Annotated in this window: 13 protein-coding genes; 10 read left to right on the top strand and 3 right to left on the bottom strand. The window is 71.1% G+C overall.

Features of this window, described 5'->3' with window-relative positions; translation table 11 throughout:
• Both H565_RS0110330 and H565_RS0110325 read left to right on the top strand, forming a co-directional pair.
• On the top strand, window positions 1–319 hold a 319-nt coding region (locus H565_RS0110330; protein ID WP_027460960.1), incomplete at its 5' end, for a transposase.
• A 44-nt stretch (window positions 320–363) separates the two neighbouring features.
• Window positions 364–639: a hypothetical protein gene (locus H565_RS0110325; protein ID WP_034409166.1), complete on the top strand. Its 276-nt coding sequence runs from the start codon at window positions 364–366 to the stop codon at window positions 637–639.
• 7 nt (window positions 640–646) lie between these two features.
• Here the strand turns inward: H565_RS0110325 and H565_RS0110320 are convergent, their stop codons facing one another.
• Window positions 647–1,054 (bottom strand): Hsp20/alpha crystallin family protein, encoded by a 408-nt coding sequence (locus tag H565_RS0110320; protein ID WP_034409164.1) that lies wholly within the window; start codon window positions 1,052–1,054, stop codon window positions 647–649.
• A gap of 162 nt (window positions 1,055–1,216) precedes the next feature.
• Here H565_RS0110320 and miaA point away from each other — a divergent pair, with 162 nt between their 5' ends.
• From miaA to H565_RS0110295, 5 genes are all read left to right on the top strand, one after another.
• Window positions 1,217–2,167, top strand: a complete 951-nt coding sequence (miaA, locus tag H565_RS0110315; RefSeq protein WP_027460957.1) for a tRNA (adenosine(37)-N6)-dimethylallyltransferase MiaA — start codon at window positions 1,217–1,219, stop codon at window positions 2,165–2,167.
• 47 nt (window positions 2,168–2,214) lie between these two features.
• The gene (gene glgC, locus H565_RS0110310) at window positions 2,215–3,456 is read left to right on the top strand and encodes a glucose-1-phosphate adenylyltransferase (protein WP_027460956.1); all 1,242 of its coding nucleotides are present in this window, start codon (window positions 2,215–2,217) and stop codon (window positions 3,454–3,456) included.
• 99 nt (window positions 3,457–3,555) lie between these two features.
• Window positions 3,556–5,508 (top strand): serine/threonine-protein kinase, encoded by a 1,953-nt coding sequence (locus tag H565_RS0110305; protein ID WP_027460955.1) that lies wholly within the window; start codon window positions 3,556–3,558, stop codon window positions 5,506–5,508.
• 47 nt (window positions 5,509–5,555) lie between these two features.
• A complete protein-coding gene (locus H565_RS0110300) occupies window positions 5,556–5,858 on the top strand; it encodes a Sec-independent protein translocase subunit TatA/TatB (RefSeq protein WP_027460954.1) in 303 nt (100 codons plus the stop codon).
• A gap of 166 nt (window positions 5,859–6,024) precedes the next feature.
• Window positions 6,025–7,533 carry a YifB family Mg chelatase-like AAA ATPase gene (locus H565_RS0110295; RefSeq protein WP_027460953.1) on the top strand — a complete coding sequence of 503 codons (1,509 nt, stop codon included), beginning with the start codon at window positions 6,025–6,027 and terminating at the stop codon, window positions 7,531–7,533.
• Window positions 7,534–7,538: 5 nt separating this feature from the next.
• Here H565_RS0110295 and H565_RS0110290 read toward each other — a convergent pair whose 3' ends face one another.
• Window positions 7,539–7,799, bottom strand: a complete 261-nt coding sequence (locus H565_RS0110290) for a hypothetical protein (RefSeq protein ID WP_027460952.1) — start codon at window positions 7,797–7,799, stop codon at window positions 7,539–7,541.
• A 134-nt stretch (window positions 7,800–7,933) separates the two neighbouring features.
• On the opposite strand from H565_RS0110290, the gene H565_RS0110285 reads away from it, so the two are divergent.
• From H565_RS0110285 to H565_RS16445, 3 genes are all read left to right on the top strand, one after another.
• Entirely contained in the window at window positions 7,934–8,746 is an 813-nt protein-coding gene (locus tag H565_RS0110285; protein WP_027460951.1) for a hypothetical protein, read from the top strand.
• Between the two features lie 32 nt (window positions 8,747–8,778).
• On the top strand, window positions 8,779–10,521 hold the full coding sequence (locus H565_RS0110280; RefSeq protein ID WP_027460950.1) for an SLC13 family permease: 1,743 nt from the start codon (window positions 8,779–8,781) through the stop codon (window positions 10,519–10,521).
• Between the two features lie 93 nt (window positions 10,522–10,614).
• Complete coding sequence (locus tag H565_RS16445) at window positions 10,615–10,764, top strand: hypothetical protein (protein ID WP_157468986.1); 150 nt, start codon at window positions 10,615–10,617, stop codon at window positions 10,762–10,764.
• Between the two features lie 18 nt (window positions 10,765–10,782).
• Here the strand turns inward: H565_RS16445 and H565_RS0110270 are convergent, their stop codons facing one another.
• Entirely contained in the window at window positions 10,783–12,840 is a 2,058-nt protein-coding gene (locus tag H565_RS0110270) for a thioredoxin domain-containing protein (RefSeq protein WP_027460949.1), read from the bottom strand.
• Window positions 12,841–13,119: the final 279 nt, after the last annotated feature.

Raw genomic sequence — 13,119 nt, 5'->3', positions numbered from 1 at the left:
CGAGGTCGCCCGGGAGGGAGCACGGCGCTGGGCTATTGAGTCGTTTTTCAAGGAGGCCAAGCATAGCTTCGGGTTGAATCGGTTCGCGTTGCGAACCGCTCAAGGGCTGGACCGCTGGGTGCTGCTGGTCTTCGCTGCCTTTACCTTGTCCATGCTCTGCCGAGCCGACACCCTCTCATTGGAACAAGCGGCGGAAGTTGCCGCTCGGGTGGCTCTGCCACTGCTGGTCGTTCAGCGATTCGCGGTCCAGGTCTGGCGAGAGGAAGAATTCCTGCGCCAGCACGGCTATTCACTGACCCTATCCAGGTGCAAAACCTAAGTTCGTCCTTAACCGCTCCCGACCTGGCTGGGTCATGCTCAGCTATGGCACTTCCTGATGACCGTGACGTTCTTCCGGTAAACCCGGCCTTGCGGGTGCGCGAGGACGCGCCCCACGTCTCTCACACGCCCGCCGAGCAGGGGCCAGCTCCCGCCGACCTGGAGGACCGGGCGGCCCCCGCCGTGCCGCCGCCCACCCGCGAGCGGCTCAGCGCGCAGGAGGTCGCGGCCCTGCTGGGGCCGGGTGACGGAGCGGACCGGGCCGCGACCGAACGCCGCCTGGAGGCTGCTGAGGGCCTGGACCCGGACACCGAAAGCTGAGCCGGCCTCAGCCCCGGTGCGGCTCGTTGCCGCCGTGCTCGGAGGGCACGTCAATCGTCGGGTGCCGCTTCTCAAAGCGCACGCTCAGGACGCCCGCCGTGAGCTGCGCTTCGCCGGAGCCGGGCACAACCGCTTCGGGAAACGGGAGGGTGCGGCGAAAGGTTCCGCCGGGGCGCTCGCCGGAGAGCAGCCGCAAGGGGACGTCGCGGCGTCCCGCGACCGTCACCGCCCCGTCTTCTTCTTGCATCTCCAGGCTCTGCGGGTCTACGCCGGGCACGTCGAGCAGCAACCGCAGGTGGGTGTCCTCGTCCACCCAGTCGGCGGGCGGGGTCCAGGCCCCCAGGGTTCCCAGCGTCTCAACCTCCTCCCGCAGGTTCATCAGCTGTCGCAACCGGGCGAGGACGGGTTCGTTCATGCCCCCCACGGTAGCACCGGGCCATAAACTTGCGCGTGTGAAGCCCTCTGCGATGAGTCGTAGACGAATCCGAGCGAAGCGAGAAGCAGGAAATCCCGGCTGGCGGCGGTGGAAGACCGTCGGGCGGGTTGTCCGGACAGTCTGGAACCAGAGCAAGTCGGGATGACGTCCGCCCCCCTCCGTCCCATTCCCATCCTGACCGCGCCCACCGCCGCCGGGAAGAGCGCCCTGGCCCTCTCCCTCGCGGCCTCTCGCCCGGTCGAGATTGTGGCAGCGGATGCGTTTACCGTTTACCGGGGGCTAGACATCGGGACTGCCAAGCCGAGCGCGGCGCAACGGGCCGCCGTGCCCCATCATCTGCTCGACGTGGTGGATGTGACCGAGCGCTATGACGTGGCCCGCTACGTGCGCGAGGCGGAAGCGGCGCTGGCGGAGATTCGGGCGCGGGGCCGGGTGCCGCTCGTCGTGGGGGGCACGGGCTTTTACCTCTCGGCCCTCGTGCGTGGCCTGCCCCTCACCCCGCCCGCCGACCGTGCGGTGCAGGCCGAGGTCGAGGCCGAGCTGCGGGAGCGCGGGTTGGCGGCCCTGCTCTCGGACATGGCCCGCGTCAATCCGGGGGAGGCGGCGCGGATGCAGGGCAATCCCCGCCGGGTGGTGCGGGCGCTGGAGGTCTACCGCCGCACCGGGCGCTTTCCGGGCGAGTTCGGCCATCGCCCGCCGAGCTTCTCGTACCGCGTCTTCGCCTTTACCCCACCTCCGCCAGAGCTGGAAGCCCGCATCGCGGCGCGGGTGGAGGAGATGCTCGCGGGCGGCTGGCCAGAGGAAGCGGCGTGGCTGGCCGCCCAGGTGCCACCGGACACGGCGCCGCGCCCCACCGTCTGGCAGGCGCTGGGGTACCCGGAAGCGCTCGCGGCAGCGCGGGGCGAACTCTCGCCGCAGGAAGCCGCTCGCCGCATTACCCTCGCTACCCGGCGCTATGCCCGGCGCCAGCTCACCTGGCTGCGGACCCAGCTCGGCGCGGAGGTCGGCGGACCGGAGGAGACGGCAGCGGCCCTCGCCGGATTCCTGGACGTGGAGGTCCGCTCAAGTCCGGGCCAGGGGGCGCGCGGCTAAACTGAACGGGTCACATCCATCCTCGTTGGACCCGCAGGAGGCCCGCCATGAAACCACGCGTTCTGGGAATGATTCTGGCCGGGGGGCAAGGTTCGCGCCTGTCGCCCCTCACCCTCAAACGGTCCAAGCCCGCCGTCCCCTTCGGCGGCAAGTACCGCATCATCGATTTCGCCATCAACAACTTCATCAACTCCGGCGTCTTTTCCATCTACGTGCTCACCCAGTACAAGGCTCAGAGCCTCACCGAGCATATCCAGCGTGGCTGGCGCTTCGGCACCTTCCTTCAGGACTACTTCATCACGCTGGTGCCCGCGCAGATGTACCGCTACGAAGAACTCGGCGCGGTGTGGTACCGGGGCACTGCCGACGCCGTCTATCAGAACCTGCACCTCGTCGACAACTTCGGGGCCGACTATGTGGCGATTTTTTCCGGCGACCACATCTACAAGATGAACGTGGAGCACATGCTTCAGGCGCACATGGGCGCCCGCGCCGACGTGACCATCGCGGCTTACCCGATGCCCCGTTCGGAGGCGCACCGCTTCGGCGTGATGCATGTGGGCGACCGGGGCCAGGTGACCGAGTTTCTGGAAAAACCCGCCGACCCGCCCGGTATGCCCGGCGACCCCGACCAGAGCCTGACGAGCATGGGCAACTACATCTTCTCGCGCCGGGCGCTCGAAGAGCTGCTGCACACCTCCATTGGCGGGCAGCATGACGGCTTTGACTTCGGGCAGGACGTGATTCCCAGGGCGCTTGCGGACGGCTACGCGGTGCAGGCCTATGACTTCCACAAGAATCCCATTCCGGGGCAACAGGGGCCGAACCTCTACTGGCGCGACGTCGGCACGCTCGACGCCTACTTCGACGCCAGCCTTGACCTCGTGAGCGTGAATCCGGAGTTCGACATCTACAACCCGCAGTGGCCGCTGCGGACCAGCAGCGAGTTCTCGCCGCCCGCCAAGTTTGTCCACGAGGCCGAGGGTCGCAAGGGGCAGGCCTTTAACTCCAGCCTCGCCGGGGGCGTCATCGTCAGCGGCGGGACCGTGCGCGACTCCATTCTCAGCCGCAACGTGCATATCCATTCGTACTCGCTCGTCGAGAGCTGCGTCCTCTTTGACAATGTGGTCGTGGGACGGCATTCGCACCTACGCCGGGTGATTGTGGACAAGGACGTGACCATTCCGCCCGGCACCCGCATCGGCCTCGACCACGAGGAAGACCGCGCCCGCGGCTTCACCGTAACCGAGCGCGGGGTCGTGGTGGTGCCCAAGAGCTACACGTTTTGAGCGGTTCTCTGCTCTGCGCGGGGAGACTGGACCGAGAAAGACGCCTGGCCTTCCCCACAAGAGGGACGCCGTCAGCCCTCTTCCGCTATCCTTCCCCGGATGGACGTGGGCGCGGAGGTCGGGGGGCGTTACCGCTTGCAGGCCCTGCTGGGCGAGGGCGGCAGCGCCCGCGTCTACCGCGCCGAGGACCTGCGGCTGGGCCGCGAGGTGGCCCTCAAGGTGCTGCATCCCCACCTGCCCGAAGGCGACCGCGCCCGCTTTCTGCGTGAGGTCCGCACGCTCGCCCGACTTTCGCATCCCGGCGTGGTGCCCGTCCTCGACCTCGGCGAGTGGCCGGGGGAGGGGGGCAGCCCCCCCCGGACCTTTTTCACCATGCCGCTGCTGCAAGGTCCCATCACGGCGCTGGGGCCGCTGGAAGATTCGCCCGCCTCGCTGACCCCCTTTCTCACGGCGGCGGGGTTCGCGTCGCGGGCGCTGGGTTTTATTCACGCTCAGGGCATCGTGCACCGCGACCTCACGCCGGGCAACGTGCTGCTCGACGAGGCACGGCTGCCCCGGCTGATGGATTTCGGGCTGGTGGCCCTCTCTGAGCACAGCCGTCACCTCACCCGCAGCGGGGTCACCCTGGGCACGCCCGCGTACATGGCCCCCGAACAGGCGCGGGGGTCGGGGGTGGGGCCGCGCAGCGACCTCTACGCGCTGGGGGCGGTGCTCTACCGGGTGGCCTGCGGGTCGCCGCCCTTTGTCGGCGACAGCGACCAAAGCGTCCTCTTTCAGCATGTCTACGAGCCGCCCCCCGACCCCCGCGACCTCAACCCCGCCGTGCCCGACGCGGTGGCACGGGTGCTCCTCGCGCTGCTCGCCAAGAATCCGGAAGAACGGCCCGAAAGCGGCGAGGCCGCCGCGCACCTGTGGGCGCTGGCCCGGCGCGAGGTCTGGACGGCGCACGCCCGTGGCCAGTACCGGGGCGGGCGCACCCGCACGGGCGAGCACCCCGACGGCCCCGCCCGCGTGGGGGGGCTGACCGAGGCCTGGAGCGTGCCCCTCCCCGGCGAGGTGACCTGGCCCGCCGCCGTAGTGGGCGACGGCGACCTGCTCGCGGTGGGCACGCGGGGCGGACAGCTCGTCCTCATGCACACCTCCGGGCGGCCCTACGCCACGCATGCCGCCCGCGACGAGGTGACGGCCCCGGCAACCTTTGTGGGCGGCGACATTCTGTACGGGGCGTGGGACGGCAAGCTGCGGCGGGTGCGGCTGCGCGGCGGCGAGCCGGTCTGGGACTATCAGGCCCGCGCCGAGTTCACGGGTGCCCCGACCCTGTGGGGGGGGCGGGTCCTCGCCGCCAGCCGTGACGGGCACCTGCACGCCCTGAATGCCCGCAGCGGCGACCTCGCCTGGGCGTACCGGGCGGGGGGGCCGGTCGCCGCCTCGCCCCTGGTCTGGGCGGGCGCGGCGCTGCTGTGTGACGAGAACGGCTGGCTGCACGCCCTCGACGCCCGCACGGGCACTCCCCTTTGGAAGGTCGAGGTCGGCACCGTCCACGCCACCCCCGCCCTGCGCCCCACCGGGCCGGGCCGCGCCATCCTGCTGGTCCCCACCTGGCCCGGCGAGGTGCACGCCCTTTCGCTGCGGGCGGACGGGGGCCGCGCTGCCCCCGACCCCACCGAGCCGACCCTGTGGACCTACGACCTGGAGGACGAGATTTGGGCGGCTCCCGCGCTTACCGAAGGCCTGGCCCTCGTTGCGGGCTGGGGGGGCACCGTGCGGGCGCTGCGGCTCGCGGACGGCGAGGATGTGTGGTCCTTTGCTCTGGAAGGCCGGGTCACCGCCAGCCCGGTCGTGAGTGCGGGGCTGGTCTTCCTCGCGTCCGAGGCGGGTGAACTCGCCGCCCTCGACGTTCAAACCGGGGCCGTGCGCTGGCGGCGGCGCGAGCGCGAGGGCGTGCAGGCGACGCCCCTCGCCGCCGCCGGGACGCTGTACGTCGCCTTTATGAACGGCACCCTGCGGGCCTACCGCGAGGGGGAAGAGACGCAGGAACTCTCGCCCCCGTGACGTTTGGCTGAAGGAGCCGGGCGTACACTGGCGGCTGGAGGTACTCCATGCCCAGTATTGGACCCGCTGAACTGCTCGTCATTCTGGTGATTGCCCTGCTCGTCTTTGGGCCGCGTAAGCTGCCCGAACTCGGCAAGAGCCTCGGCGCGGGCATCCGCGAGTTCCGCCGGAGCACCCAGGGCCTGAAAGAAGAACTGGAAGGCAGCCTGCGCGAGCCGCCCGCCGCGGCCCCCGCTCCCGCTCCGACCCAAACCGTGGTCGCGCAGGCCGTGGTGCCCCCCGTCGTGACCGCCGAGGCCGCCGACGCCGCCCCTCGCCCCGCCGCCGACGTGCTGCCCCCCCGCTCGTAACCTGCTCGGCCCGCGCTGCAGTGACCGTATCTGCGGCGGGACAGCATGGGCGCGGCTGTTAGATTGACCGGGTGACGCCCCCCGCCCCGCTCCCTTGTCGCCCGTCCCTTTCCGGCGGGTCCGGTGTGGTTCCGCGCTCGCCCCTGGGCCGCTTGGAGGCCGCCTGATGCTGGCCCGCGCCCGCAGCGTGGCCCTCATTGGGGTGGAAGCTGTGCCCGTCGAGGTCGAGGTGGATGTTTCGCCGGGCTTGCCCGCCTTTACGGTGGTGGGCCTCCCCGACCAAGCGGTCAGCGAGGCCCGTGAGCGGGTGCGGGCCGCCGTGCGCAATGCGGGTCTGCCCTTTCCCGCCGCCCGCATCACCGTGAACCTCGCCCCCGCCGACCTGCGCAAGGAAGGGCCGCTGTATGACCTTCCCATCGCGCTGGGGCTGCTCGCCGCGCAGGAGTTGCTGCCCGAAGCGGCCCTGCGCGGCCTGGTCTGCGCCGGAGAACTCGCCCTGGACGGGTCGCTGCGGCCTATCGCGGGGGCCGTCAATGTGGCCCTCCTGGCCGCGCAAGAGGGGGTGCCCGCGCTGCTGCCGGGGGCCAATGCCGCCGAGGCCGCTCTCATCGACGGGGTGACGGTCTATCCGGCAGACACCCTGCTCGCGGCGGTGCGGCACCTGAGCGGGGAGGCGGCGCTGACCCCCGCCTCCCCGCCGGAAGCGGCCCCCGACGAGGACACCCCCCTCGACCTCGCCGACCTCAAGGGCCAGAGTGGGGCCAAACGGGCGCTGGAAATCGCTCTTGCGGGCGGGCACAACCTCCTGATGGTCGGCTCGCCCGGCAGCGGCAAGACGATGCTGGCCCGCCGCGCACCGGGCTTGCTGCCGCCCCTCACCCGTGCCGAGGCTCTGGAGGTCACCCGAATCCACTCTGCCGCCGGACTTCTGACCGGACGCGGCGGGCTGGTGGCGCGGCCTCCCTACCGCGCCCCGCACCACACGGTCAGCGACGCGGGCCTCATCGGGGGTGGCAGCGTGCCCCGGCCCGGCGAGGTCTCGCTGGCGCACCGAGGGGTGCTCTTTTTGGACGAGTTTCCGGAGTTCTCGCGCAAGGCCCTAGAAACCCTGCGCCAGCCCCTCGAAGACCGCGTCGTCTCCATCAGCCGGGCGCGGGCCACCGTCACCTACCCGGCCAACTTTCAGCTCCTGGCAGCGATGAACCCCTGCAAGTGCGGCCATTTTGGGGACCCCGAACGGGCCTGTACCTGCACGCCGACCGAACGCGCCCGCTACGCTGGACGCCTGAGCGGACCGCTCCTCGACCGCATCGACCTGCTGTGCCGAGTGCCCCGGCTGACCGTGGACGAGCTGACCCGTGCCCCAGAAGGCGACTCCAGCGCCGTCGTGCGCGAGCGAGTGGCCGCGGCCCGCGCCCGAATGCTGGCGCGGCAGGGGAGCCGCAACAGCGACCTCGCTGGGCAGGCCCTGCGGCAGCACGCCCGGCTCGCCCCCGGCCCGGAAGCTTTCGCGCGGGCGGCGGCCCGGCAACTGGGTCTCACCGGGCGCGGCTTTGACCGGGTGCTGCGGGTGGCCCGCACGGTGGCCGACCTCGCGGGCCAGGACGAGATTGCCGAAGCCCACCTTGCCGAGGCGGTCACCTACCGCCCCCGCGAGCTGCTGGCCCTGGGCTAAGCGGCTCAGCTCGTCTCTTCGTCGCCGTCGCGGTGGGTGCGGGCCGTGCGGTCATCCGCGTCGCCCCCGCGTTCCAACAGCTTCTCCGGGTTGACGATGGCGGGGCTGGCGCTTTGGTTGCTGTTCACGATGGCGGGGAAGGCGGCGGCATCATCCTCGCGAACCACCTCGCCGGGCCGCGAAGAGTTGATGAGGTTGCCGCTCTCCTGTTCGATTTCCTCGACGCTGCGGCCTAGGGGCGCGTCTCCATAGCGGTTGTCGGTCATGGGTCAGTGTGGGCTGCGGCGGGGGCACGGCGGGTGAGGGGGGGGTAGAGGGGCGTTAAGCAGCGGGCAACCCCGCTCGGTGCGGCAGTCTGTGGCCCGTAAGCCGCTATCCTGCCGGGCAAGGTGAGAACACAGTGACGAGCGAGCGAGTGCAATCGGCCCTGCGGGGCCTGGGAGTTGGCGGAACGCCCCTGGCCACCCTGGAGAAAGAAGACGCCCTCTTCGTGCTGTTAGAGGGCCTGCTGATTTATCAGGATGCGGACGGCACTCGCCGGGTCACCCTGCGCGACCTCAACCGCATCCACAGTGACGGTGACGGCCTCCTCAGGGTCGAGACGCCCGCTGGGACTGCCCTGACCGCCAGCCTGCTGGGATTTGACCCCGCCGAGGTGCAGGCCTTTTTTCCGCAGGTGCGCGACGCGACCGCCCGCGCCAAGAACCTCCCGACCGCTCCCCTCCCCGCGGCGGGTGGCTTCAAGACCTTCGGGTCTGCACCCGCTGCCCCCGCCCCGGCCCCCAGCCGGGTGACGACGGTGACGGCAGCCCCCGCGTCCGCCCCTGGGCCAGCCGAGGCTCCGGTTCCTCCGACCCGCCAGCAAGCCGGAGCAGCGGCCCCAGCGGACCAACCGGAGCCAAACCCGCCCGCCACACCCCTGAAGGCCCCCCCCCTGCCCCTCGCTGCCCTGCCCGTGCTGGCCGAGCGGGCGAATGCGGTGCATGCCCTCGTGGGGCGGCTGCGGGTGCTCGCGGTGGTGCTGGGGCTGGCGGCAGTGGGGCTGGCGGCGGTGCAGTACCTCAACGAGCAGCCCTTCCAGGGGCTGTGGACCCTGATTGCGGGCGGGGTGGGGAGTGTGGCCCTCTTCATCTTTGCGGACGTGACCCGGCTCATCGTCACGCTGGCGCGCGCCGTCGCCGAGCAGCCGCGCGCGCCGGACGCGGACGCTTAGGGCGCGTTTTCCCGCCTGCCTCCTGCCCCCACATGGACCCAGTCACCATCCTGCTGCTGCTCTTTGGGCTGGCGCTGCTGCTCTTTGCGACCGAGTGGCTGCCAGTGGACGTCACCGCCCTGCTGCTCCTGGCGGCCCTGCTGGTGCTGGGGCTGCTGCCCGCTCGCGAAGCTTTTGCGGGCTTTGGCAGCGACACGGTTCTTACGCTGGCGGGCCTGTTTATCCTCACGCAGATGCTGCTGCGGGCGGGGGTCATCGAGTGGATTGGTGCGGCGCTGGCCCGCCGAGCGCGGAACGCCGCCGGAATGGTCCGCGGGATGCTCGCGACGGTGGCGGGCGTCAGCGCCTTTACGAGCAATACGGCGACCACCGCCGTCTTTCTGCCGCTGGTGACCGGGTTGGCGCGACGGGCGGGCCTTGCCCCCAGCCGGGTGCTGCTGCCGCTGGCCTACGCGAGCATCCTGGGGGGCACCGTCACTGTGATTGGCACGAGCACCAACCTCGTCGTGTCGGGGGCGCTGCCGGGGGCGGGCCTCAGGCCGCTGGGCTTTTTCGAGCTGGCCTGGGTGGGGCTGCCGGTGGCGATTGTAGGTCTGCTGTACCTCTTTTTTGTGGCCCCCCGCCTGCTGCCAGAGCGCGAGGCCGCGCTGGAAGCCGCCCTGCGGGACTACCTCGCGGACCTCACGGTGGCCCCCGGCAGTCCGCTCGCCGGGCAGACCCTGCGCGAGTCGGGGCTGGGCCGAGACCACGGCCTGACGGTGGTGGCGGTGCGCCGGGGCGAGGAGACGATTTACGCCCCCGGCCCCGATTTCCGGGTTCAGGAACACGACACCCTGGCGGTAGAAGGCCCCCCAGAGCGCATCCTGGCGGGCAAGAGCACCCTGGGGGTCTTTTCCAAGAGCGAGCAGAAGTTGCAGGTCGATGGCGCGGCCCCGGTGCGGCTGGTCGAGGCGGTCGTGTTGCCCGGCAGCCTCCTGGTTGGCCGCACCCTGCGCGAGGCCCGCTTTCGCGAGCGCTACGGCCTGTCGGTGCTGGCCCTGCACCGCCGTGCCCGAACGGTCGAGCGCCTTGGTGGGTTGCGGGTGCAGGTGGGGGACGTACTCCTGATTCAGGGTCCCCCCGACCGCATCGGCGGCTTAGGCGACCACCTCACCGTTCTGGGTGACCTCACGGGTGCGCAGCGCGACCTGCGCCGTGCTCCCCTCGCCCTGTTGCTGTTTGGCGGTGCGGTGGTCCTGGGGGGGCTGGGGGCTTGGCCCCTCAGCGTGGCGGTTGTGGTGGCCGTGGCGCTGGCGCTGGCGCTGCGACTGGTCACCCCGGAGGAAGCCTACCGCTCGGTGGAATGGCCGATTATCGTGCTGGTGGCGGCCATGCTCGCCTTTGGGACGGCCTTTGAGGAAACTGGGGCGGCGGGGGTGCTCACCGGGGCCATCTCCGGGGTGTTGGAGCCATTGGGGCCGTATGGGTTGCTCGCGGCTCTTTTCACGGTGACGGTGGCCCTCACTCAGCCCATGAGCAATCAGGCGGCGGCCCTGGTGATGCTGCCCCTCGCCATCGGCACGGCGGAAGCGCTGGGCTACGACCCCCGCCCCTTTGTTATCGGCGTGACCGTTGCGGCAAGCAACTCCTTTATCACCCCGCTGGAGCCGTCGTGCATGCTGGTGTATGGGCCGGGGCGCTACCGCTTTCTCGATTTCGTGCGGGTGGGGACGGGCCTCACCCTGGTGACGCTCGCGGTGTCCCTGCTCGTGATTCCGCGGGTTTGGCCGTTTTAAAGGCGGGGCCTGAGCTTGAGCAAATATTTCTGTGTGGGCGGCCCCGCCCTGGGGGAGGGGAGGCGCAGGGGGCGCGGCTGTTATGCTGCCCCTATGAGTTCAGACCGCAGCCCCGCCCCGATGACCTGGGTTTTCGCTCTGCTGGCGCTCGGTGCCCTGGTCGGAATCGGTACGGCGGCGGCGCTCCTGGCCCGCAAGGACCGCCCCCTGCCCGACGACCCTGACGCGCCGCTGTTTATCTGAGGCGCGGGAGAGGGCGGGTTAGCCCCCCGCCGCCAGCCGCTCCACCTGCCCGGCAAGCACCTCCGGGTCCCGCGTCGGCAGGTCGCAGGCGTGGCCGATGCACACGTAGGCGGTGCCGCCCCCCGGACGCCCCTCCAGCACGGGCAGCCCCTCGCCCCGTTCGGCGGGGGCCAGGGCCGCGAAGGGCAGGGGAAAGCGGGCGAGCACCCGCTCCAGCCCGGCGCGTTCGGCGGGCGTGCCGATGAGGGCAATCTCGACGTGGGGGGCCTCCAGGAAAGCGGCGGCCTGCCATAGTCCCCCCATCCCGTGCGGGGCGGCGAGCATGTCCGCCGCGTAGGTCTGCACGGTGCGGCGGGCCAGGGCCTCGGCCTCCTCGTCCCCGTAGAAGCGGCCCATCCACAGCCCCAGCAGGGCGGCGGCGGCGTTGTCGCTGAGGACAGCGGCGTCAAAGGCCTCGGCCTGCCGAGTGAGCAGGGCCTCGGCGTTGCCCCCGGTCGAGCGGAAGAGGCCCGCCTCCTCGTCCCAGAAGTCGCGCCGCACGATGCCCCACAGCTCCCGCGCCCACTCCAGATGCCCCAGGTCGCCGCCCGCCTGGTACAGCGCGACGAGGCCGAGGGCGTAGAGGGCGTGGTCTTCGAGCAGCCCTTCGACGCGGGCCACCCCGTCCTTGTAGGTGTGGCGCAGGGTGCCGTCCGGGAGGCGCATCCGCCCCCGCACGAACTCGGCGTTGCGGCGAGCGACCTCCAGATAGTGCGCCTCGCCCAGAATCCGCCCCGCGTCCGCAAAGGCCGCGAGCGCCAGCCCGTTCCACGAGGTCAGCACCTTGGTGTCGGTGCCGGGCTGGGGCCGCCGCTGCCGGGCCTCGAAGAGCCGCATCCGGGCGGTGTCCAGCCGCTCCAGCAGGGCGCGGGGGTCCTCGCCGAGGTCCCTCGCCAGCGCTTCCGGCGGGGTGGGGACGTGCAGCACGGTGCGGCTGCCGTACTCCGGGCGGTGCGGGTCGAGGAAGTTGCCCTGTTCGGTCACCCCGTACACCCGCAGCACGAGGTCGGTGTCGGGGCCGTCCCCCAGCACCTCGCGGATTTCTTGGGGCGTCCAGGTGAAGGTCAGGCCCTCGACCCCCTGCGTGTCGGCGTCCTGGGCGGAATAAAAGCCGCCCTCCGGGGCGAGCATCTCGCGCTCTAGGTAAGCGAGCGTCTCGCGGGCGAGGCGGGTGAAGGCCCCGCCCCCCGTTTCCAGCTCTCCCGCGTACTGGGCGGCCCGCAGCAGCGTGCGCGTGAGCTGCGCGTTGTCGTAGAGCATCTTCTCGAAGTGGGGCACCAGCCAGCGGTCATCCACCGAGTAGCGGTGAAAGCCGCCACCGAGCTGGTCGTAGATGCCGCCCGCCCCCATCCGCCGCAGGGTGTGCAGGGCCATGTCGCGTCCGTCTTCTCGCGTCAGCAGAAAATCCAGCGTGGTCGTCCCCGGAAACTTGGGGGCACTTCCGAACCCGCCCCGGTCAGCGTCGTACACCCGGCGCAGGTTCTCCACCGCGCGGGGCAGGAAGTCAGCGGGGGGGGCGTCCCCCGTCCCGCGGGGGCGGCTGGCCTCGCGGAGATGTTCGGTCAGTGCCCCGGCGTTGCCCAGCAGCCGTTCGCGGTCTTCGCGCCACGCCCGCGCCACGGTTGCCAGCAAGCGGCGGAAGCCGGGCATCCCGTAGCGGTCCTGGGGCGGAAAGTAGGTGCCCGCGTAGAAAGGTTCGCCCTCCGGTGTCAGGAACACCGTCATGGGCCAGCCCCCCTGCCCGGTCATGAGCTGGGTGGCGGTCATGTACACCCGGTCCACGTCGGGGCGTTCCTCGCGGTCCACCTTGACATTCACGAAGTCGCGGTTCATCTGCGCCGCCGTCGCCTCGTCCTCGAAGCTCTCGTGGGCCATCACGTGGCACCAGTGGCAGGTCGAGTAGCCCACCGAGAGCAGGACGGGCACGTCGCGGCGGCGGGCTTCCGCGAAAGCCTCCGGAGACCAGGGCCACCAGTCCACCGGGTTCTCGGCGTGCTGAAGGAGGTAGGGGCTGGTTTCCTGCGCGAGGCGGTTCATGGACCCAGGGTAGGGCGCGGCGGGTGAGGGTGGCCGTGAGGGGCGAGGGGAAAGGCTTCATGGGTGCTCAGGGGCTGGGGCGTCTTGATTGCGGCCCCGCCCCCACCCCTAGCCCCTCCCCCGGAGGTGGAGGGGAGCAGCGCTGCGCTAGGCAAAGGGTGTCCCCCCATTTCCCGGCGTTGCTCGGCCCGCCCCGGTTTCCCCCTCCACGCTTTCCTTCGCCCCATTGGAAGGCCTCGGCGCTGCCGCGCCGGAAGGCTCCGCTGCCTGGAACGTGGA

This window comes from Deinococcus murrayi DSM 11303 (assembly GCF_000482805.1).
Taxonomy (GTDB): Bacteria; Deinococcota; Deinococci; order Deinococcales; family Deinococcaceae; genus Deinococcus; species Deinococcus murrayi.
Note: the sequence above shows the minus strand (reverse complement) of the source record. Positions and strands in the feature narration are given on the sequence as shown.

Excerpts from the sequence above, each read along its gene's own strand:
- H565_RS0110325 (WP_034409166.1), top strand. The coding sequence starts at position 364 with ATGGCACTTCCTGATGACCGTGACGTTCTTCCGGTAAACCCGGCCTTG.
- H565_RS0110320 (WP_034409164.1), bottom strand. The coding sequence starts at position 1,054 with ATGAACGAACCCGTCCTCGCCCGGTTGCGACAGCTGATGAACCTGCGG.
- miaA (WP_027460957.1), top strand. The coding sequence starts at position 1,217 with ATGACGTCCGCCCCCCTCCGTCCCATTCCCATCCTGACCGCGCCCACC.
- glgC (WP_027460956.1), top strand. The coding sequence starts at position 2,215 with ATGAAACCACGCGTTCTGGGAATGATTCTGGCCGGGGGGCAAGGTTCG.
- H565_RS0110305 (WP_027460955.1), top strand. The coding sequence starts at position 3,556 with ATGGACGTGGGCGCGGAGGTCGGGGGGCGTTACCGCTTGCAGGCCCTG.
- H565_RS0110300 (WP_027460954.1), top strand. The coding sequence starts at position 5,556 with ATGCCCAGTATTGGACCCGCTGAACTGCTCGTCATTCTGGTGATTGCC.
- H565_RS0110295 (WP_027460953.1), top strand. The coding sequence starts at position 6,025 with ATGCTGGCCCGCGCCCGCAGCGTGGCCCTCATTGGGGTGGAAGCTGTG.
- H565_RS0110290 (WP_027460952.1), bottom strand. The coding sequence starts at position 7,799 with ATGACCGACAACCGCTATGGAGACGCGCCCCTAGGCCGCAGCGTCGAG.
- H565_RS0110280 (WP_027460950.1), top strand. The coding sequence starts at position 8,779 with ATGGACCCAGTCACCATCCTGCTGCTGCTCTTTGGGCTGGCGCTGCTG.
- H565_RS16445 (WP_157468986.1), top strand. The coding sequence starts at position 10,615 with ATGAGTTCAGACCGCAGCCCCGCCCCGATGACCTGGGTTTTCGCTCTG.
- H565_RS0110270 (WP_027460949.1), bottom strand. The coding sequence starts at position 12,840 with ATGAACCGCCTCGCGCAGGAAACCAGCCCCTACCTCCTTCAGCACGCC.